The organism is Fibrella forsythiae (assembly GCF_017353175.1).
In the GTDB taxonomy this organism is placed as follows: domain Bacteria; phylum Bacteroidota; class Bacteroidia; order Cytophagales; family Spirosomataceae; genus Fibrella; species Fibrella forsythiae.
The window spans coordinates 1,096,432-1,119,204 of sequence record NZ_JAFMYW010000002.1; the positions used below are offsets into that span (position 1 = coordinate 1,096,432).

13 protein-coding genes and 1 tRNA gene are annotated in these 22,773 nt (G+C 50.2%); 9 read left to right on the top strand and 5 right to left on the bottom strand.

The features are described 5' to 3' along the window. Positions 1-30: 30 nt before the first annotated feature. Both lpxD and J2I46_RS10590 read right to left on the bottom strand, forming a co-directional pair. Positions 31-1,056: a UDP-3-O-(3-hydroxymyristoyl)glucosamine N-acyltransferase gene (gene lpxD / locus J2I46_RS10585; protein WP_207328965.1), complete on the bottom strand. Its 1,026-nt coding sequence runs from the start codon at positions 1,054-1,056 to the stop codon at positions 31-33. A gap of 213 nt (positions 1,057-1,269) precedes the next feature. Next, positions 1,270-2,517, bottom strand: a complete 1,248-nt coding sequence (locus J2I46_RS10590) for an HD domain-containing protein (protein WP_207328966.1) — start codon at positions 2,515-2,517, stop codon at positions 1,270-1,272. Positions 2,518-2,633: 116 nt separating this feature from the next. Between J2I46_RS10590 and J2I46_RS10595 the strand changes: the two genes are divergently transcribed. Beyond that, positions 2,634-2,707, top strand: a tRNA-Ile gene (locus tag J2I46_RS10595). 383 nt (positions 2,708-3,090) lie between these two features. Then, positions 3,091-3,279 carry a hypothetical protein gene (locus J2I46_RS10600; protein WP_207328967.1) on the top strand — a complete coding sequence of 63 codons (189 nt, stop codon included), beginning with the start codon at positions 3,091-3,093 and terminating at the stop codon, positions 3,277-3,279. A 169-nt stretch (positions 3,280-3,448) separates the two neighbouring features. Here J2I46_RS10600 and J2I46_RS10605 read toward each other — a convergent pair whose 3' ends face one another. The 3 genes from J2I46_RS10605 to J2I46_RS10615 form a co-directional block, all read right to left on the bottom strand. Further along, on the bottom strand, positions 3,449-3,940 hold the full coding sequence (locus tag J2I46_RS10605) for a response regulator (RefSeq protein ID WP_207328968.1): 492 nt from the start codon (positions 3,938-3,940) through the stop codon (positions 3,449-3,451). 213 nt (positions 3,941-4,153) lie between these two features. Continuing rightward, positions 4,154-6,046 carry a hypothetical protein gene (locus J2I46_RS10610; protein ID WP_207328969.1) on the bottom strand — a complete coding sequence of 631 codons (1,893 nt, stop codon included), beginning with the start codon at positions 6,044-6,046 and terminating at the stop codon, positions 4,154-4,156. A 27-nt stretch (positions 6,047-6,073) separates the two neighbouring features. Continuing rightward, entirely contained in the window at positions 6,074-6,967 is an 894-nt protein-coding gene (locus tag J2I46_RS10615) for a cyclase family protein (protein WP_207328970.1), read from the bottom strand. A 182-nt stretch (positions 6,968-7,149) separates the two neighbouring features. On the opposite strand from J2I46_RS10615, the gene J2I46_RS10620 reads away from it, so the two are divergent. The 7 genes from J2I46_RS10620 (at position 7,150) to J2I46_RS10650 (ending at position 22,753) form a co-directional block, all read left to right on the top strand. Further along, complete coding sequence (locus J2I46_RS10620; protein WP_207328971.1) at positions 7,150-7,989, top strand: MBL fold metallo-hydrolase; 840 nt, start codon at positions 7,150-7,152, stop codon at positions 7,987-7,989. Positions 7,990-8,052: 63 nt separating this feature from the next. Then, a complete protein-coding gene (locus tag J2I46_RS10625) occupies positions 8,053-8,814 on the top strand; it encodes a patatin-like phospholipase family protein (protein WP_207328972.1) in 762 nt (253 codons plus the stop codon). Between the two features lie 352 nt (positions 8,815-9,166). Further along, positions 9,167-12,337 carry a SusC/RagA family TonB-linked outer membrane protein gene (locus tag J2I46_RS10630; RefSeq protein ID WP_310589010.1) on the top strand — a complete coding sequence of 1,057 codons (3,171 nt, stop codon included), beginning with the start codon at positions 9,167-9,169 and terminating at the stop codon, positions 12,335-12,337. A 27-nt stretch (positions 12,338-12,364) separates the two neighbouring features. Beyond that, positions 12,365-14,011 carry a RagB/SusD family nutrient uptake outer membrane protein gene (locus J2I46_RS10635; RefSeq protein WP_207328974.1) on the top strand — a complete coding sequence of 549 codons (1,647 nt, stop codon included), beginning with the start codon at positions 12,365-12,367 and terminating at the stop codon, positions 14,009-14,011. Between the two features lie 411 nt (positions 14,012-14,422). Then, complete coding sequence (locus J2I46_RS10640; RefSeq protein WP_207328975.1) at positions 14,423-17,668, top strand: SusC/RagA family TonB-linked outer membrane protein; 3,246 nt, start codon at positions 14,423-14,425, stop codon at positions 17,666-17,668. Positions 17,669-17,686: 18 nt separating this feature from the next. After that, complete coding sequence (locus J2I46_RS10645; RefSeq protein ID WP_207328976.1) at positions 17,687-19,375, top strand: RagB/SusD family nutrient uptake outer membrane protein; 1,689 nt, start codon at positions 17,687-17,689, stop codon at positions 19,373-19,375. 300 nt (positions 19,376-19,675) lie between these two features. After that, positions 19,676-22,753, top strand: coding sequence for a SusC/RagA family TonB-linked outer membrane protein (locus tag J2I46_RS10650; RefSeq protein ID WP_207328977.1), 3,078 nt, complete (start codon positions 19,676-19,678; stop codon positions 22,751-22,753). Positions 22,754-22,773 lie beyond the last annotated feature (20 nt).

Here is a 22,773-nt window from a genome sequence, read left to right on the forward strand (position 1 = left end):
AACAGAAGACAGAAGCCGGAAAACAGTAAACTAATTTTGTTTTTTTTCTAAATCACTAACCCGCCGTTCAAGTTCAGGAAGGCGGCGGAACACAGCCTGCGAGCGCATATTGTCGCGCAGTAAAAAGGCTGTAGACCCATTCAATGAAATTCCTTCTTCAGACACACTTTTACCAATGCCTGACTGGGCACCTACTTTTGTGCCGTTAGCGATTGTGAGGTGACCGGCAAAACCTACCTGACCCGCAATCACGCAGTTATCTCCAATGCGGGTTGAGCCGGAAATGCCCGTTTGAGCTGCAATGACCGTGTTGCGGCCAATCTCCACATTGTGGCCGATCTGAATCAGGTTATCGAGTTTGGCACCCTTTCTGATAACCGTTGACCCCATAGTGGCACAATCGATCGTGGTGTTCGACCCAATGCTCACGTAATCTTCAATCACTACGTTGCCCAACTGCGGAATTGTTTTGTAGGTGCCATCGGCCTGTGGGGCAAACCCAAAGCCATCTGAACCAATCACAGCATTAGGGTGAATGACACAATGGCTGCCAATGACGGTGTTGTCGATCAGTTTTGTCCCGGAATGGATGATCGTATTATCGCCAATCGTCACATTATCACCGATGTAGGCGTGGGGGTAGATCTTTACATTGGCTCCAATCCGGCAGTTCTTACCAACGTAGGCAAACGCACCAAGATATCCCCGCTCACCCATCTGGCTGCTTTCATGGAAGAATGATGGTTGCTCCGTACCAACCCGGGCAAAGCTTATCAGCCGATGGTATTCTTCTAATAATTGCGTAAACGCCAGATAGGCATTTTCAACCTTGATAAGCGTGGTAGAAACCGGCTCGCGAGGCGTAAAAGAACGGTCTACAATGACGGCCGACGCTTGTGTACTGTATAGAAAGGGCTCGTATTTCAGGTTGGAAAGAAAGGAAATACTGCCCGGAGAAGCCTCTTCTATCTTGGCTAACTGGCTGACCGTCAGTGTGTCATTGCCGCTAATTTCACCATTTAGTAAGGCGGCTATCTGCCTGACTGTGAACTCCATAGGCGTTTAATAATCCGGGGAATAGGATTTCGTCTAAGTAGACGTTAGGGTCGCAAGGTAGCCAACAAATTGCACTATTCGTATAAATGGCCGTTTAATTCAATTTATTGTTGGCGCCGTCCAGAACAGAATTACTGTTCACCGTTTTCAGTGTTCTGTTAAGTTACTCAGGTACGTCTTCTTACCGCATGCTGTGGCAACACGCAGCTATGGCTAAACTCGCTTAACCACAGCCCAGTCTAACTCGCGCGCCCAGCAAACGTAGTGTCGTCTCACAATGGTTGAGAGCGCTCCAATGTTGGCCAGATCAGATGCATCGGCAATGTCGCGAACGAGCCCATTTTTAAATTTGATCCGGATCGAATCGCCGGTGGGCAGGTAGGCCGCGTTTGTGGCCTGCCCTTCTACCAGAAAATATGATAGCTCGTCGTCGGAAAGTCCTTTGCGCCGAAGTTGCTGGGTCATCTCCTCAACAAGAACAGGCTGAAAAGGCTCGGTCGACAGAATAATCTTGAACAGCTTCCGGTCGAGCAGCATCTGGCAGAGTATTGAGAGCACAGGGTCCGGGTGGGTAGCCCAGGCCTTCACGCAGGCCCACACATCATAGTCGTCGATGCGGGTGAATGCCTGCAGGTAATCCGGATTAGCCCGAAACTCATCGATCGAAATGCTTTCGCGCAGAAACATCAGGAAATCGGGGAGGGCGTCGATCTGTTCGCCGTTGCGGGCCAGAAACCGGGCCCGCCGCAGAATCTGCACCAGCATGGATTCGCAGCAGATCGACGTTTTGTGCAGATACACCTGCCAGTACATCAGCCGTCGGGCGTTCAGGAAATTCTCAACGCTCAATATGCCTTTATCCTCAACCACCAGTTGATCATCGGCCAGATCAAGCATTTTAATGATGCGCTCTGCCCCAATGGCCCCTTCAGCAACGCCCGTATAAAAACAGTCGCGGTTAAGGTAGTCCATTCGGTCCATGTCTAACTGGCTGGAAATCAATTGATGGAAGAAAGGGCGATGATATGTTCCCTCAAACATCTCGATGGCTAATGTCAAGGCTCCCCCAAACTGGCGGTTGAGATCATGCATCAGCATCAGCGATATTTCTTCGTGGTGTATGTCTTCCAGAATGCAGCACTCCAGCACGTGCGAAAACGGGCCGTGACCAACATCGTGGAGCAGAATGGCAATCTGGGCGGCTTCACATTCAGCTTCGGATAGTTGATTCCCTTTGCTACACAATGTAGATGTAGCCTGGCCCATCAGGTGCATGGCTCCCAGCGCATGGTGAAAACGCGTATGCAACGCACCCGGGTACACGTACTCCGACAAGCCTAACTGTTTGATACGCCGAAGCCGCTGAAAGTGTGGATGTTCGACCAGATCGAAGAGTAACGGAGACTGGATACTGATGAAACCGTAGACCGGGTCGTTAAGGATTTTCTTCTTGTTGGCCATAGGCTAAAGGTAGCAGGTCGTTACCGCCTTAAAAACGAAAAATTGTGCCAGATGGTCATTAATTCGACGTAAACCTGTATTTTTGTGCTGTTAGAAATGAGTTATCATACTGACAAGGGCTTGTAACTCAGTTGGTTAGAGTGCCTGACTCATAATCAGTAAGTCCCTGGTTCGAGCCCAGGCTGGCCCACAGTACCAGACAGAATCCCCCTATACAGCACGTATGGGGGGATTCTGTCGTTTAAGGCCGTTGCTGACTGGATTCCTGAACCCGTGCAGGCTTCCAGAAGAGCTGATTTACCTGCCTGCACTAGTTGATCTGTCGCTCTGGAAGAGTAACGGGTCAGATTTGGGCCAGCTAAAAAATACTGTGTTGGTATGTACCTACAGATTCGTTCTGTATCTGTAGAGTTTTGTCAAGCCCTGATTCGCCCGGCTACCGTGTTGAACAGACTTACCGGACCGATCTGTGATGCCCATTGCCTAGGTTTATTTCATTGTTGATTTAACAGTAAGTGGGGCTATTATCTTTATAATCAATAGATGAGTGACTACAACAACTAATTAATCAAGATGGTAAAGATCAATGTAGATGTACCCGATGATGTGCATTACGTGATAAGGCGAATCCAGATCGATCTGGAAATGCAGGGGGAGAAAAAACACCTCAAAGAACTTTACGCCGAGGTGATCAAGGAAGGTGCCAATCGACTCAGGGCGCAGTTGAAGAGCCAATATGGGCAGGAAAATGCGTCCCAGTAACGAAAGAAGCCCGCCAAGCGGGCTTCTTTCGTTACTGGGACTGATGAGCGTTGATTTGCATTGAGTAGCGATTAGCTATCGGAAAGACGGAGCCAGGAGTCAGGTACGTTCATTCATAAGCATACTCACCGGACTTGGCTAGGTGATGGTGTCCGCCAACGGGGGCGGGCTATGGTAAAGCGGGCGTTGGTTCGGTTAGCGGCAGCACGCTGGTTTCCCACCAGAATGTCCGAATGGCCTGATAAATACCGGATTGCTCACGGATTGATCCTAGTTTGACCACAAAGGAACTGGCACCATGCCGGTAACAGGACTGAATATCGACCGGGTCGGCAGACGAACTCATCACCAAAATGGGCAGTTGAGGCCAGGCACCGGCTGCTAGTTGTGTCCGAATGGCGGTTAACAACTTCAGACCATCTTCCCGGCAGGGCATGTACAGATCCTGGATAATTAACTTAGGTAAGGGGAGGTCATTCGTTACGCAGTTGGTAACGTAGGTCAATGCCTGTTCGTAGGTAGCAGCTCGTTCCAGCTTTATCTCTGGTAACTCTTTACGAAGCGCAATACGGGTGATAGTCCAGATGTCGTCATCGTCTTCAACAATAAGTACGGAGGCGCGTCGAAAGTTAAGGTCTCGTATAGAAAGCTCTTTTTCCATTTTCCATCGATCTATCAATCTATCTATCTATTTATCAAAGTGTGTCTGGCAAGTAAACAGATCATGTACTGGTTTGGTACAAAAAGAAGGTGACAGTAAGGAAACGGGTTTGATAATATTGTCTTTTGGTTGTTAAAAATTGTATTTTAGTAAGACTTGTCTTTTCCTGTACAGTGCCGGACCAGCAGCATACAGGAGAGACAAGTCTGGGTGTCAGTTGACTGTAGTGCGGTTTATGGGGGCGGGTGGTACAGGGTTTTTACCGGTAAAGGGGACGTTGTAGCTGCCTGTCCAGGTAAACGTCTGACCGAGTAGATTCGTAAACTGAAACCGCCAGTTTTCGGGTTTGGCCTGCTCAAATCCTGCCGGGATAGTCCAGGTGTCGTAGGCCGTATCGCGGTTTTTGCAACTCAGTTTCCAGCTTCCTGATTTGGTGCCGTTATCCAACACGATCCAGGCCGTAATGTCGCGGTCATGAGCCGGATTGTTCACATCCTGGCAGGGATAGACCCAGGTGCCAAACACCCGCCGTCCGTTCTGCTCTTTCATAAGCCAAACAATTGGCTTGTCAATTTCGCGTTCGCCCACGGCCAGATTGCCTTTCCAGACAAACCGCTTGGGAATAATGAATTCAATTTTGTGCTGATCCATCAGATCGAAGAAGACAGGGAAGTTTTTTGCCTGGTAATTGCCTGCTATCATCATCTCGAACTGCCCCAGCGCCAACGGTCGTTTGTTGACTAGCTGTCCGCCTTCAACCTGGCTGTAAGGTGCGCCCTGACTCATGTTGTAGTACGCTTTATCGCTCCATAGAATGTTACCGTGGTACAGGAGCGATCGCATCAGCAGTTGAAATCGCGTTGAACGGGGATTTAGCGGGCGGTTGTTGCCCGTTGCCGGGTCATATTCGCCAGCCCACCCTTTATCCGGATTTCCCATCGATTCGGCCTCCGTTTCATCGCGATACCAGCCACACAGGCGTATACCTTCCAGCCCCGGTCTGATGTCGACAGTGCCTCTCGGGTAGGGCATAGAGCCGGGCGTCTGGTTGCCATCGTAGGCTATGGGCGTGTTGCACAACCAACGCCAGTCGCAGAGGATCTTCTCCATCTCTTCGTACCACATCTGAAGCCAGTACATGGGTTCATAACTGTATACGATGCTTTGAACGCCAAAGTTGGTCACCCGGTCGGTGGGGTAGTTCATGACCACCAGTTTGGGCTGGCCATCGCTGCCTAGTTTAATGGAGCCATTGCTGTTTTTCTGCCAGAGGCTTCGGTCGTCGAATGTGCGGCGGGCATACTGATCACGCCCAACAAACGCCCCATGCGTTCGATAGTACGTAACAACCGGGTTTGCGTTGATGTTGAACTTGCCGTCGTTTCCTATCCAGTCAGCGCCGGGAATGCGCATGTAAATGTCGCCGTCCTGCCGATTTTTGATGTACGTAACGATGGAGGCCAGTGAGCCGCCATACTGAAAAATAGTGGCCTTGTCGCCGCTGTCGGTAATGCCCTGCGTGAGGCCGAGAACGGCGTTCCGGTAAAACAGCTCCATGGCCGGGCCAGATGTGCCATCGGCGAAGGTCTCAATGTCGATACCGACCATGCCAAGTCCGTTTCCACGCCCGTTCAGGTACGTTCGCCGCCCAATTTCAAAATAAATGCGCGGGTCGGTTGAGGTTACTGCCCGGTTGGCCCCGTAGGCGGCGATGTGTACTTTACGAGGGTCTGAATTGGGGAGCGAGGCCGCCCAGGCTTCAGCTGCCCCTTTACAGGTAGCGTCGGTCAGCATCCGGTATCGTTTACTGATTGGTAGTTTCAAACGCTCAACCAATATGTCGCGCTCCATGTGGGTAAAACCGGCGTTGGTCAGGCGAAGTTGATTCTCGGCGATCGACGACGTAAACGGAACGCCAAAGCCCATAATGAATGGCCGTGAGGCCGGGATAGCCCAGCCCGACGGAAAACGGTTAACCTGTAGGGTATTTTTGGCCAGTTGCGGTGTAAAGGCAAAAAAGTTGCCCTGAGATCGGGGTGCGGTCTGGTTTTGGGCAATTCCGGTATAACAGAAAAGCAGCAGCAGCGCCGTCTGAAATTGTTTCATAGTGAGAAAAGTAATTGAGTCATATCATCAATAACGAACCTTTGCCAGTGCCCGTACCGGGAACGTACCTACACCTTTAAATTTGGGCGGTGCAGCACTGAAGGTAAAGTCGTTGCTAGATATAGCTGATAAGTTGCACAGATGTTCAACAATCAGGATGTTAGCCTCCAATAAAGTAGTATGTACCGGCCGGTTCTTCCCCGTGGTGTCGTCAATGTTATGCGAGTCAATGCCCACGAGTTTCGCACCGCAATCGCGCAGGTACGTTGCTGCATCTTCGGTCAGGTGCGGGTGATTCGAGTAATACAGGTCTGTATTCCAGTGCTCATCCCACCCCGTGTGAATCAGTATAGCCCGGTTCCTGATCTCCTGATTGCGCAGATGATCAGCGGTGATGGAGCGCACTTCCCGATGTGGGAACCGGATCACGGTTCCCGGCAGATCGGTAAATGCCTCAAGGCCAACCTGCGACAGATCGTTACCATCGGGGAAACGATGAAAGGGGCAATCCAGGTACGTCCCGGTATTGGTTACCATCTCGATCTTGCCGATCTGAAATTCAGTACCTTCTTCATACAGATTGCGTGAATCTTCCCGACTCAGAAAATCACAGATAATCGGCGCTGGCAGACCCTTGTAGGTAATCAGGCCGTTTTCAATGGTATGGCTCAGGTCAATAAGCTGGGTACGTTGTCCAGTCGGGTGGGCATCTGCCGTTCGCTTATGAGCCTCGGTCAGCATGACTTTGTTACGGATTGTTACCTGGCCCACCATCAATAAACGCAGGTCGGCGATAATACAATTGGCCAGTTCAGTATCGGAAATTGTATCGCCGGCGATATCGAGCCGGAAATCATGGCCGGTTAAGCTGCCGCCATTGGTAAAGAATACATCGAAATCAAATCGGACTCGTTTCTGCATAAATTGTGGTTGGTTGATCGCCAGTAGTGGGTACGATTGGCCAGTTATCCACCGAAAAAGGCGAGCGGCTCGTTTCTTTATTTAGTGTCTGGTGGGTAGGCTAAGGTAGGCTTTTGTACGAAATTGCCCGACGTGTCTCTGAATTATCCGTAAGTTCGCCCATTCGCTTATCAACGATTCATATGACTGTACAGACGATCGATACCGGCTTTTTCAAACTCGATGGCGGGGCTATGTTTGGCGTTGTGCCTAAGCCGATCTGGCAAAAAGGCTACCCTGCCGATGAGCAGAACCGGTGCACCTGGGCCATGCGTTGCCTGCTCATTGAAGCTGATAGACGGCTGGTGTTGGTTGACACGGGAATCGGCACGAAGCAGGACGAGAAATTCTTCGGTCATTACGCGCTCAGCGGCGATGCGTCGCTGCATGGGTCGATCCGGCAGGCTGGTTATTCGCCCGCCGATGTTACCGACGTAGTATTGACACACCTTCATTTCGACCATGTTGGTGGTGCTGTTGACCGGGTGGGCGACCGGTTAACTCCTGCGTTTGCCAACGCTGCGTACTGGACACACGCTGCACACCTCGATTGGGCTTTACACCCGAATCCGCGTGAGAAGGCGTCATTCCTGCGTGAGAATATCATGCCATTGCAGGAGAGTGGCCAGCTTCAGTTTTTTGGCGAAACGTACCTGGACGTACCGGGCCTGGAGCTGATCTACGTTGACGGGCATACGGAGAAGATGGCTCTGCCGAAATTGACCGTTGGCGGCAAAACGATACTCTACTGCGCCGACCTGATCCCGTCGGCCGGTCACGTGCCGTTGCCGTATGTGATGAGTTACGACGTGCGTCCGTTGCTCACTATGACTGAGAAAGAGCAACTGCTGGCCGAAGCTGCTGCGGGTAATTGGGTGCTTGTATTCGAGCATGACGCAACAACCGAAGCCGCCACCGTTGAGCAAACCGAAAAAGGAATCCGGATTCAGACCAGGGGAACGCTAGCTGATTTGCTGGCCTAAACCTTCGGATGACCCACTACGTTTCTCAGGTACGTTTGTCTATCTATAATTCACTGTAGTACAATGACGGTTGGCCTGGTTTTATCGGGAGGAGGAGCCCGCGGCATTGCTCACCTCGGTGTTATAAAAGCACTTCTTGAGCAGGGAATCGAGATCAGTCGGTTATCAGGCACAAGCGCGGGTGCTATTGCGGGTGCGCTGATTGCCACCGGTTACACACCCGACGAATCGCTCAAGATCATTGAGTCGTCATCGTTTGTTCGGCACCTGCGCCCGGCCTGGACCCGGATGGGCTTGCTGCGCATTGATACCGCCATTGATCTGTATCGTAAATACATTCCAACCGATAGTTTCGAGGCGCTGAGCATACCGCTCCATGTAGCTGCCGTTGATCTTAATGCCGGTGAACTGATCATTTTTGAGAAGGGCGAGCTTATCCGGCCCGTGTTGGCGTCGTGCTGTTTGCCGGGTATTTTCGAGCCGTTGCTCATCAATAAAAAACAGTATATAGACGGTGGTGTCTTGAATAACCTGCCTATAGAGCCCGTACTCGGGAAAGTAGACTATATCATTGGGTCTCATTGCAACCCCTTTCCTGCCAACAAACCCATTCGAACAGCCCGCGGGGTAATTGAGCGCAGCCTTGTTTTGTCGGTACGGAGCAAAACAAAAGAACGGTTAGAGCAATGTAACTTCATCATTGAGCCGCCAACTCTGGTAAACTTTAGTGTGTCTGACCTTCGCCGAGCCCGCGATATTTTTCAGGCGGGATACCGGTATGCGCGTACGCTTCAGGTGGCTGATGCTATTGCCAGCGCTGTTTAAGTAAAAATTTAATCTATTAATCTGGTGGTATAACCAAGCTTCCATGTAGCGCCGCTACTTATGGGCGCATTAGGTGGTATTGCTCAATTTATTACTTATTGAGCGCCATAAGACTATATTATTTTAAGGATAAGCTGCAATTAATCAATTCGGTGAGGGTGTAAAGTTATAGTTTAATAGAGCTAGGGAGTGAAATAATATTTTGATATTCGTAGTATAGGCGGAATATAAATTTGGATAAAGCACCTGATGCTATTGTCTACTCACCGTACAATAATTAGTTTTGTATATTCAATAGCTAACGTAATTTCACTTACTCTTAAAATCGAAATACATGAGGCAATTACTACTTATGAGCTTACTGCTGGTATGCTCTACCTGGACCATCGGTTTTGCCCAGGACAGGACAGTGACCGGGAAAGTCACCTCTGCAGATGATAATCAGGCCATACCTGGGGTATCGGTGGTTATTAAAGGCACTACGCGCGGTATATCGTCAGATGCGGAAGGAAACTACTCAATTTCGGTGCCTGGTGCGGGTGCAACCCTGGTTTTCAGCTTTGTAGGGTCTGTAACGAAGGAGGTAGTTGTTGGCAATCAATCCGTAGTGAATGTGTCACTCGTTAGTGATGCCCGTCAACTTGGCGAAGTAGTGGTAACCGGTGTCGGTGTGGCCACCACTAAGGCTAAGCTCGGTATTTCGGTTGAATCGGTATCGTCAAAAGATTTGCCTGCTGCTCCAACTGCCTCGATCGATCAGGCATTGGTTGGTAAAATTGCCGGTGCTCAGATTGTGAGCGCAAACGGCACACCCGGTGCACGGGCCAATATCCTGTTGCGTGGGATTAATACGGTAAACCGGGGAACGGCTCCCATTGTGCTGATGGACGGTGTGCAGGTTGGGGTAACCGATCTCAACTCACTGGATCTGAGCAGCATTGACCGGGTGGAAGTTATTCAGGGTGCGGCTGCCTCAACGCTCTACGGAGCGCAGGGTGCCAACGGGGTAATTCAGTTGTTCAGCAAGCGCGGCGTCGACGGCCCAATCCGGGTCAACTTCTCGAATAGCTATGCCGAAAACACGTACCTGAACATTGGTAACGTGCGCAAGGCCGACAAGCACGCCTTTGTAACGGATGCCAGCAACAATGTTATCGGTGTATCGGGTAAGCCTATTACGCTTGACCCCAACTCCCTGCGGTGGAGCGAAAACGTTCAGTACAATGCACTGGATGTAAACAGCAACGCCAACAAAGCCTACGACCAAAACCTGAAGTACTACGATCACTTCAACACCTTCATGGTTCCGTCGAAAACGATAAACAACTCGGTAAACCTGTCGGGTGGTAACAGCCGGTCCGATTTCAGCATCACGCTCTCCAACAACTACCAGTCGAGCCCAATTCGGAATAACGGTGATTTCAACCGGACCAATCTGGTGACCAACATTGGGATGACGCTGGCCAAAAACCTCACGCTACGCAGCGTAACGCAATTGATATACACCCGTAATTCGCTGAAAGTGGATGACCGGAATTTGCTTTATTCGGTCAACAACACACGGCCCTTTGCCGATTACAATGCTGTTGATGTAGACGGAAACTACGGTGGCTATTATGGGGACGCATCGGGTGTGAACGCGTTCAACCCCAATTACCGTCAGCAATATCTAACCCATAACGATAACAAGATCGATGTCATCCAGAGTCTGAACCTGACGTATAGCCCCATTAAGTTTCTGGACCTGAACGCCCGTTACGGCCTGAATTACCAAACAGAGACAGATCGGTATACATACCTCAACCAGACCCAGAATCGGAACAACATAGCCGATAGAACACGGTACACCTCTTTTTATAACTCTGACGGGAGCGGCGAAATCACCGAATTTAATTATAAGACGGTGTTTCAGAACGCCTTCACCAGCGCAACCATCAAGACTGATTTCCAAAAGGATTTCAATATCAACCTGCCCATCCGCACCAACACCCTGGTTGGGTTTGATTACCGGAAAAACGTATACAGCGAGAATGGTGTAGCCAATCTGGGCTTGCCCTTGTACAGCCCGGTAACGGCGGCTCAGGCAACCTCTACCCGCACTCGGTTCGACAACGTGACTCCGTTCATTACGTTTGGGTATCTGGTTAGTCAGAACATTGAATTTGGTGATTTTGGCGGGATAACGGGTACGTATCGCAGCGACTACTCATCGGCCTTTGGTCGTGGGTCAACGCCATTTGGCTTCCCGGCGGGTAACGCTTACATCCGGCCATCATCGTTCAATTTCTGGCAGAATAGCTCGCTGGGACAGATTGTGCCGGAGTTCAAGATTCGGGCGGCCTATGGCGAAGCGGGTATTCAGCCCCGTCCGTTTGACCGGTACGTAACGTTAAGCACCAGATCGCTCGGTACCAACAACGTATTCTACTACAGCCCAACCCAAAGCAACCCCGACCTGAGCGTAGAAGTATCGAAAGAGCTGGAAATCGGGACCGATTTCAGCGTGAAAGGTGGAAATGGCGAATGGCTCCGCAAGCTGAACTTCTCATTCTCGTACTGGAAACGGAGCACCGACAACTCGATTTATAACGTCGATGCCGCGCCATCTACGGGTATCGGCCAACTGAAAGACAACGCGTTTGGGCTATCATCGAATGGGCTTCAGTTCTCATTGAATACAACTCTGTATCGCGGTAAGAACATTACCTGGGATTTCACAACCAATTTTGGCAAACAGACCTCACAGATTACGTCTGTAAAAGGGAACGCTCAAATTACCGTAACCTCAAGCGCGGGTAGCACCAACTACGTGCTGAAGGCAGGCGAGAAAATTGGTCAGTTGTTTGGATTCGTGGCCATTCGTGACCTAAACCAGATTCTGCCTGATGGCACACCAGCTATCTCTGAAGCCAACAAAGCCCTGTATGAAGTGGCGAGTAATGGGTACGTTGTTAACAAAACAACTAAACAGCCCTTATTCAGCTCTAAGCAGTATAGCCTGGGTGACCCGAACCCGGCCTTTACTTCGACGTTCATCAACAGCATATCGTTCCGCGACATTGTAACACTTGGGTTCCAGTTTGACTGGACGCAGGGAAGTCATGTTTACAACCAAACCAAAAGCTGGTTATATCGTGATGGCATTAGCTCAGATTACACGCAGCCTATCACCATCAATGGTAACACTGGTGCCTGGACAGCCTTCTACCGGGGTGTATATCAGGCTGGGGCCAACAACGGCACCAAAGATTACTTCTATGAAGATGCTTCGTTTGTACGTCTGCGGAACGTCTCGCTCCGGTTCAACCTGGCAAAAGCCATCCCCAAACTGCCTGTTCGCAACCTGCAACTTGAGCTTAGCGGCCGTAACCTGCTGACCTTCACGAAGTATACGGGTATGGACCCTGAAGTAAGTTCAGGTCAGACAACGGGTAACGAAAACTCAGCCTTTGACCGGGGAACGGATCATAATACCATGCCTAACCTGCGCTCATATCAGATTGGTCTAAACTTCGGTTTCTAATCACTCAATCATCACTGAATCAAATTCATGAAGACATACATCAAAAATACCCTGCTGACCCTGACCGTCACCGGCTTACTGATGGCCTGTAGCACGGATGAGTTGGACGTAAAAAACCCAAACCAGCCTACGCCCTCCAGCGCGGCAACGGAAGTAGGCGTAATCTCGCTTGCCCAGGGAACGGTCTATATCAATGGTATGGGTAACTCAAGTGCCGGTATAAAATACTATGATGGTGTACCGGGCGGTTTCTGGACGGGCGCTGTTGGCTTCCACGCCCTGATGGGTGATGAAGTAGGCGAAGAAGCTGCCAACCAGTTTGGTAATCAGATCGGTATGCCCGATCTGGTGACGCTCGATGATGGCACGAAAGTGACTAACCCAAGCTCGGTAAATACGCAAATTGCCCTGATCCGCACGGTAAACGTAAACGCTCAGGGTGGTGCCAATCCGTTGTTCAACGAGTGGGCCTACATGTATAACCTGAACAACGGGATGAACTCCGTCCTGGAAATTGCGGCTAGCACCAAATTTGCGGGCGATGCGGCGGCTCAGACGGCCAAGCTGAATACCCTGAAAGCATGGGCTTACTGGTGGAAAGGCTATGCCTACTCACGCATAGGCTCCATCTACTATGCAGGGCTGATCAACGATAAGCCCGGGGTAACCACCGGTAACTACGTTACTAAAGAAAAGATCATCGAAGAAGCCGCTAAAAACTTTGACCTCGCCAGTACTGCACTTACGGCGTTGGGTGCGGGTGGTACTGATTATACGGCGGTGATGAGGGGGTTGATTCCTTCGTTCAACCAGGTAGGTAAAGGCGTTGTGCCCACACCAGACGAGTGGAAGCGGAATATAAACACCATGAAAGCCCGCAACATTGTAGTTAACACACCCGCCAAATCGATGACCGCCGCGCAGTGGGGCCAGGTGCTGACGCTCACTAACGACGGGGTGAGAGCAGCGGATAAGGTATTTACAGGCCGGTCAAATTCAAATTCTGATTTTATGAGCAGACTGGACGGCAATATTGCGGCTAAGTCGACCGGCCCAACTGGCGGTACGTTTAAAATCAGTGAGCGCCTGATTCAGGATTTCCCGGCGGGCGATAAGCGGCTAGACAACAACTTCACCAAACAACCGGCAGCTATCCTGTTCAACCAGGACCGGGGCAACTCATTCAATACCCGCTGGTTGATCGACGACGGTGGTAAGGGTATGGCTGGCGTTGTTGTGCTGAATAACCGGGTTGAAGGTGCCTATGAGTTGTATCTGGCGAGCACGTTTGAAGAAAACGAGCTAATGAAGGCCGAAGCCAAAATCTATACCAGTGACATTGCTGGTGGTTTAACGGCCATCGATGTCGTTCGTACATCGCAGGGGGCAGGTCTGGCTCCGTTATCGGGCCTCACTCAGGCTCAGGCGCTGGAGGAATTACGTAAAGAGCGTCGCGTTGCTTTGGCGTTCCGGGGGCTGGCCTTCTACGATGCTCGCCGTTGGGGTGTCATTACCGATGGACGCAAAGGAGCCGTGGTGGTTGATAAAGCCGGTAAGGTAAGTACCAACGCTACGATCAACTATAACTTCCTGGATTATTGGGACGTACCTGATAATGAACTGGCGTACAACCCGGCAGCAGCGGGTAGCGCGGCAACAAAAAATCCGAAATAAGCTGTTGGCAGCCTATTAGCCAACGCTGGTGTGTACCCAGTGTGTAAAAGCCTGACCGATTCGATTGGTCAGGCTTTTATGTTTTACGATATGGCCAAATTGAATTATACCAAGGTCAGCTATACTCGACACCCAGAAACCAAAACGAGGCAGGCTCGCTGAAGTATTAAAATACAATTAAGTTAGTATTAAAGAATTATGAGTACTAATTGAGAATGGTATCAATTATAGTATTTAAACTATTATTAGTATAAATCATAAAATACAGCAATAATATTCTGTAAAATATTAGTTAGAAAAAATTATAATTGGCGTAAAGAGAAATATGCCATATTGATAAGTTAATCATCTGTGGCTAGATTTGTTTAGTGTACGTGTGAGTATTTTAACTTAATCTAACGATCAATTTACATGAGGCAATTCTTACTTATGAGCTTATTGCTGGTATGCTCTACCTGGACTATCAGTCTGGCTCAGGACAGAACCTTGACTGGAAAGGTTACTTCGGCAGATGACAATGCAGCCATACCCGGTGTATCGGTTGTGATAAAAGGAACAACGCGGGGAACAGCAACAGATGCTAACGGTACTTATTCAATCTCAGTGCCAAGTAAAGGAGCTACGCTTATCTACAGTTTTGTTGGCACCGAAACCAAAGAGGTAGTTGTTGGGAATCAGACAATGGTGAACGTGGCGTTGGGTAGTGATACGCGCCAGCTGACCGAAGTAGTGGTAACAGGTAGCGGGGTAGCGACAAGCAAAGCCAAACTGGGGATTGCCGTTGAGAGTGTGTCTTCGAAAGATTTGCCACAAACACCAACCGCGTCAATCGACCAGGCGCTGATCGGTAAGATTCCAGGCGCCCAGATTTCGTCGGTCAGTGGTAACCCTGGTGATCCGGTCAATATTCTGCTTCGTGGGATCAACAGTGTACAGGGCGGCACCAAACCATTGATCATGGTAGATGGCGTGCAGATCGCTTCAACCGATATCAACTCGCTCGATCTGAGCAACGTAGACCGGGTTGAAGTGGTGCAGGGAGCTGCGTCTGCCTCAATTTATGGTGCCCAAGGTGCCAATGGTGTAATTCAGGTATTTACTAAAAAAGGAAAGAAAGGCCGTACGGCTATCAATTTCTCGACCAGCTACTCGGCCAATGAATTCCTGAATACAGGAAACGTTCACAAAGCCGAGTTGCACCCCTACCTGACCGATGCTAACAATAACATTGTTGATGCGAAGGGGAATATTCTTGATTACACCGATGTTGGTGCCATCACGGGCATTTCATACAAGTATGGTGGTGCCACGCGCTACGCCATTCAGGATATTCGGAACGACGCCAATACGCCATACAGCGGTAATCTGAAGTATTATGATCACTTCAAGCAGGTGTTTCAGACGGGTACTACTACCAACAATAACATCAGCATTTCGGGCGCATCGGATAAGAGCGATTTCAATATTGCCGTGGCCAACAACCACACCACATCGCCTATTCTTACAAGCGTTAATGGTTTCATTGACCGGAGTAATTTCTCGGCCAACCTGGGTACTGAACTGTTCAAAGGCTTCACGCTGCGATCGAATACCCAATTGATCTATACCAAGAATACGCTGAAACCAGGCTTGGGGGCGGCCTTCGGAACAGGAAACGGTGATGTGGGCTCTGTATATGGTTTTCTGAATACATCACCCTTCTTTGACCTGACCCGCAAACTGGCCAACGGCACGTACCCAGTGTACCCCACTGCTGACTTCCTGAGCATCAATGCGGGTAACCCTTACTACCAGGCTGCCTACACTGACGCTGTAAACAACAAAATTGATGTGGTGCAGAATTTTGAGGCTGATTACAAGATCAACAAATTTCTGGATCTGAACGCGAAGTATGGAATCAACTACCGTACTGAAACGTCGAGAAAGACGTATTACAATCAGTCTGAAAACGCTAGTTCAAATTATTACAATTCGTATGCAAGTGCCTACGCGCCGGATAACCTGGGCGAAATTGACAACTACCAGTATACCAACACGTTTCAGAACTTCCTGGGTACTGCCTTTATCCGTACTGATTTCGAGAATGATTTCAACAGTAAGCTGCCCATCCAGACCAGCACCCAGATCTCGTTCGACTATCGGAAAAACAAATCGACAGAGTATGATACCTACGGCCTTGGCTTAGGTACCGCGCCGCCCTATAACGTTGGTGCCACCTCGACCCAGTCAGTTGCGTATGATAACGTGACCCCATTCATCACGTACGGTTATCTGGTTAACCAGAAAATTGAATATGGCGACTATGGCGGAATCACGGCTGGTTTCAGAACCGACTATTCGTCGGCCTTTGGCGCTGGTTCAACGCCCTTTACTTTCCCCCATTTCGACGCGCACATTGCACCGCTATCGTTCGTGAAAAACAGTGGTCTGGCCAATACGCTGACCTACTTTAAGTTACGGGCAGCCTATGGTGAAGCGGGCATTCAGCCGGGGGCGTTTGATCGCTACCCTGTGTTGAGCCAGCGAAATCTGGGTTCCGGTCTGGTGTATACCATTCCAACAACGACAAACAACCCGAACCTGCAGGTAGAAGTGTCGAAAGAACTGGAAATCGGTACCGACTTCACCATTGGTGGTAACTCGAACCGTATCTGGCTTAACTCGATCTCGGGGGCATTTACTTACTGGAAGCGGTCGAGCGCCAACGTAATTTATACGGTAAGCGTACCGCCCTCGATTGGGTCGACAGGGCAGCTGACAAACGCGATTGATATGTCGTCGAACGGGGTTCAGTTCTCGTTGAATATTCCCATCTATAAAACCCCAAATCTGCGCTGGGATTTCACGACGAACTTTGGGCACCAGATCTCTAAAATCGATGCCATCTCTGGTGGGGCCGACATTATCCTGACGTCGAGTGCCGGCAGTACCGCCCTGGTGTTAACACCCGGTCAGCCAATTGGTCAGGTATATGGATACAAAGCGTTGACTAGTCTCGACTATGTAAACCAGTCGGGTGTGCCCTACATCAGTGAAGCAGATAAAGCCAACTATACTATTGTAGATGGTCGGGTTGTGAGCAAGCTGACGTACCAGCCTCAGTTTACGAATGAGACGTACCCACTGATGAACCCAAACCCGATCTTCAACGCGTCGTTTATCAACGGGGTAACGTTCAAAAATTACCTGACCCTGAACTTCCAGTTCGACTGGGTATATGGCAGCCATCTATACAACCAGACAAAAGAATGGATGTATCGGGATGGTATCAGCGGTGATTTCTCGAAGCAGGTCACGATCGACGGCAAAACGGGAGCCTTTCCTGCCTACTGGTCGGGCGCTTATTACAACCTGTGGGGTAGCACACGCGGCGCTGGTAACAACGCCACGAAAGACTTCTTCGTAGAAGATGCGTCGTTTGTACGGCTACGGAACGTGTCGCTGGCTTTCGATGTGGCCAGGTTTGTTAAGCTTCCTTACCTCAATAAGTGCCAGCTGGTCTTTACCGGACGCAATATTTTGACCTTCACGAAATACACGGGCTATGATCCTGAAATCAGTTCTGGCTCGTCAAACTCATCGTTCGACAGAGGGGTAGACCACAGTACACTACCCAACATCAAGTCGTATCAGGTCGGTCTTAATATTGGGTTCTAACTATTAACTTCCCAGACTATGAAACTCATTCATACAAATAAGCTTATTGCCTCAGTGCTTGCAACGGTTGTTCTGATGGGGTCCGTATCTTCCTGCAAGGATCAACTGGACGTTGGTAACCCAAACGCACCAACGCTGGCCGCCAACGTAAGCAACGAGGCCGGGCTCATCGGGTTTGCCCAGGGTGGGGTATACGTAAACGGTTTTCTGAACGGTGACGGCTGGTTAGGTAACAGCTACTTCTCGTTACCCTGGGGCTACAGTGAACTCATGGCCGATAACGTTGGGGCCGATGCCTCGAACAACCAGATCACAACGATTGGCGTACCCGATTATATGATTCTGGACGATGGCACAAAGCTGACGAATCCGGCGCCGCAGATCAGCATTATCCGCGCCTATAACAGCCGGGCTGCCACCGGAGCAGGAAACAACCCGCTTTATTACCAATGGCTGAATATGTATGCCCTGAACAACGTCTGTAACCAGATACTGGACATTACGGCAACAGTCAAGTTTGACGGCGATGCGGCCAGCCGCGCCAATACCATGAGGGCCTGGGCGTACTGGTGGAAAGGCTACGCCTACGGATCAATCGGGTCAATGTATTATGCTGGGCTGATCGCTGACCAGACGGGCGTGACTAGCGGTGGGTACGTACTACACGATGCCATCATCAATAAGTCGAACGATTACTACAATCTGGCGGCTACCACATTGGGTAAGATAACCAGCGTGTCTGACTATCAGACGGTTATGGGTAAGCTTATTCCCGCGTTTATTCAGGTTGGTAATGGCACTGTGCCAACTATCGACATGTGGAAACGGAATATTAATACCATGCTGGCCCGGAACATTCTGGTAAACAAGCTGGCACCGTTTGTTAAGGGTAACCCGGCCGCTACGATCGCTAAGTCATCAACAACGGCTATGACGGCTGCCGACTGGAACAGCGTGTTGACCCTGGCTACCAACGGGATCAAGAAAGGCGATGCCGTCTTTACTGAGCGCAGCACGGCGTCGAACTCGCCGTTCTCACCAACGGGTGGTACTGTTGCCGCATTAACCTCAAACGTGAATACCAGCTCGACGTTTAAAATCAGCGAGCGGTTCATGCAGTCTTTCAACGCGGGCGATCAGCGGGTGGCGAATAACTTCAATACCAAGACGATGTACAAAAACAACTATTCGTTTACCACACGCTACAGTATGGTGCCGAACGGTAATGGAGTTGCTGGTGTGTATGTCTATGGTTCTAAGGATGTGGGTGCTCATGAAGTGTACATGGCCGGCAGCTACGAAGAGAATGCGCTGATGCTGGCCGAAGCTAATATGCGTTTGGGCAACATTGAAACTGGCCTGGGCTTTGTTGATGCCGTTCGTGCCTACCAGGGGGCTGGTGTACCGGTTACAGTTGGTACTAAACTGACGCTGGCGGGTGCTCTGACCGAACTCACTAAAGAAAGACGGGTAGCGCTGTTTAGCCGGGGGCTGGCTTTTTATGATAACAGACGGTGGGGCTGGATCTATGATATTGCCAACGGCGGTGGTAGCTACGGGAATGTCATGATCACGTCGGCCGGAACGGTTATCAATAAAAACGTGACCATCAATTATAATTTCCTGGATTATTGGGACGTACCTGCCGATGAGTCAGTGTTGAACGCCACAACAGGAGGTGTAGCCACGAAGAATCCGAATTTTTAGAAAAAGTAACCAGTGGTCTGTAGTGTAAAAAGCCCGGTCTGAGTAGGCCGGGCTTTTCTTGATTGCTATCTGTAACAGAAAACTAGTTATAAGCTACTAGAGCAATATTGTTTCGTGCGTGTATCGAATGAAAACTATTATATCTAAGAAAAGTATAAAAACGGAATAATATTTTGTCTTTTTAGCGGGTAACCAATCGATAAATTGGTAAAAATGGAATCAGAAAGTTTTTTGCTCGTTAATTGAGTTTTAATTTCGCGGCCAAGAGGTTAGTGTATTTTAACTTACTAAAAGCAAAGTATGAAACATGTATTACTTGTATGCTTGATATTGTCATCGTCACTCTGGACTCTATGCGTAGGGCAAGACAAGACAGTAACCGGTAGAATTATCTCTGCTGAAGATGGGTCAGCCATTCCAGGTGTGTCTGTAATGGTGAAGGGAACCACGCGTGGGACCTCCTCAGACGCACAGGGTAATTATTCGCTGCCAGTTCCAGGTAGTAAAGCCACGTTGGTTTACAGCTTTATCGGCTCCACAACTCAGGAGATAGCTGTTGGCAATCAGTCTGTCATAAATGTGTCGCTAGCCAATGAATCACGCCTGCTGTCTGAAGTGGTAGTAACCGGTTATGGCCAGCAGATCAAGCGCGACCTGACGGGTAATATTGCCAAAATTCGCCCGGCCGATATTCAGGATCAGCCCGTAACCAGCTTCGATCAGGCTATTCAGGGTAAAGCTGCCGGAGTGCAGGTCAACGCGGGAAGCGGTAAACTTGGGCAGGGGATTCAGGTGAATATTCGGGGGAAATCATCCGTGTCTGCGTCTAACCAGCCATTGTATGTTGTTGACGGAACGCCCGTTACAACCGACAACCTGTCGTTCAACTCGGCTGCCACCAACCCACTGTCTGATATTAATCCACAGGATATCGAAAGTATCGAGATTCTGAAAGATGCCTCGGCCGGTGCTATTTACGGGTCGAGGGCGGCAAACGGAGTAGTGCTGATTACCACCAAAAAAGGGAAAGCGGGTCGTACTAATGTTACGTTTGGTATTCAGGCCGGAAGTAGCAAACCAACGCGGAAAGTACAGTTTTTGAACACACAGCAATACGTTGACTTCTACCTGAAAGCGGCCGCCAACTCCGACCGTATTGATGGGTATGACGCCGCCGATCCTGATTCGTACACGACCTACATGAAAGATTTCTTCGTGACGCAGGGGCTGGGTACGTTCGGAACCGACAAGCAGGCAAGTACAAACTGGGGCGATCTGTCATACCAGGATGCGCCGTATCAGCAGTACGACATGAACATCAATGGCGGTAACGACAAAACGACGTTCTACCTATCGGGTCAGCTGCTGGATCAGAAAGGTATTCTGATTGGCAACGCGCTGAAACGGTATTCGGGCCGCATCAACCTCGATCACAAAATCTCTGATCGGTTCCGGGTGGGTTTCAATACAGGCTTGTCGCGTACGTTCAACGAGCGTCTGTCTGGCGACCGTCAGTTCGACAACCCGATGCAGATGGTGGCCCTGCCGCCTATGACCCCATCGCTCGACCCGGTTACGGGTTTACCAGCGGGGACACCTCCCGGCGACATCAGCATTCCGTACTATTACAACCCGATTGTGAACATCGGCAACTCGCTCTTTAACACAACAGTTTACCGCAACATCAGCAATGTATATGGTCAGCTGGGCATCATCAAGGGGCTTACGTTCCGCTCGGAATTTGGTCTGGACGTGCTGAACCAGCAGGAGGAGTTGTATTACAGCAGCAAAACGCAGCGTAACTCAGGGTCGCCACTGGGCGAAGCATCGAACCGCTACGTACGGGTTGAAAACTACACGACCAACAACTTCTTCAGCTACAATACGGTGCTTGGCCGGAACACGATCGATGGGATTGTCGGTATGTCGTACCAGCAGTCGCAAACCAGGGCTAACCTTGCTGAAGGGCAGGACTTTCCGTCGGATGCGTACAAGCAGATTGCCAGTGCAGCCCGCAAAACAAACGCCAGTTCGTCGGCCACTGACTACCGGTTCCTATCATACTTCGCCCGGGCCAACTACAAATTTGCCGACCGGTACCTGCTGGGTGTAAGCGCCCGAATTGATGGTTCGTCGCGTTTTGGGCTGGATAGCCGCTACGGTTTCTTCCCGGCTGTATCGGCGGGGTGGGTATTAACGGAAGAGAACTTCCTGAAAAATACGAGTGCCGTTAGCTTCCTGAAAATCAGAGGGAGCTATGGCCGGACGGGTAATGCCGAGATTCAGAACTTCCCGCAGTTGGGGCTGTTCACGGGCGATGCTGGCTATGCGGGTTTACCCGGTCAACGTCCATCGCAACTGGCCAACCCTAACCTGAAATGGGAGACAACCGATCAAGCTGATATTGGCATTGACTTTGGCTTCCTCAACAACCGGATCAACGGCGAAATTGATTACTACAATAAGCAAACGACTGGTCTGCTGCTAAACGTGAACGTACCTGGCACTTCTGGTTTTGCCACCCAGTTCCGCAACGTGGGTAGCCTGGAAAACCAGGGTTTCGAGTTTGTCCTGAACACCGAAAACACGACGGGCGCTTTCCGCTGGACCACAAGCCTGAACGGTGCATTTAACCAGAACAAGATCAAAAACCTGCAGGGGCAGGTGATCGAGGGTGGGCTGAGCTCGATGAGCCGGGCTGTTGAAGGGCAGCCGCTGGGTGTATTTTTCACACCTGAATATGCCGGTGTTGACCCTGCGAACGGAAATGCACTCTGGTATAAGAATACAACCCTGGCCGACGGCACCCTTGACCGTACGACAACAAGCACCTACAACCTGGCACAACGTGTGGTGGCGGGCAACCCACAACCGAAATTTACGGGTGGCGTAACCAATACGTTCAGCTATAAAGGGTTCAGCCTGAGTGTGTTCTTCAACGCGGTGCTGGGTAATAAAATCAATTTCTACGGCATTGGCCGCTTCTCGTCGGCCAATGGTCGCTTCGAGGACAACCAGACCGTTGACCAACTGGCCGCCTGGACCAAGGAGAACCCAAACACCAACGTACCTGAAGCGCGTTTGTTCTTCAACAATGGCGCGCAGCCCTCAACCCGGTTCATTCTCGACGGTTCGTTTGTTCGGCTGCGGAACGTGACGCTGGCGTATAACCTGCCTAAAACGTTGATCAGCAAAGCTAAACTGAATAACGTACGTGTGTTTGTTACCGGTCTGAACCTGCTGACCTTCACCAACTACGCTGGCTGGGATCCGGAAGTGAATGCCGATGATATCGTGAGCAACATTGCCCAGGGGTACGATTTCTATACCGCGCCACAGGCTCGTACAATCACGGGCGGGATCAACATTGGATTTTAAGCAAGCTGAAAACGGACTTC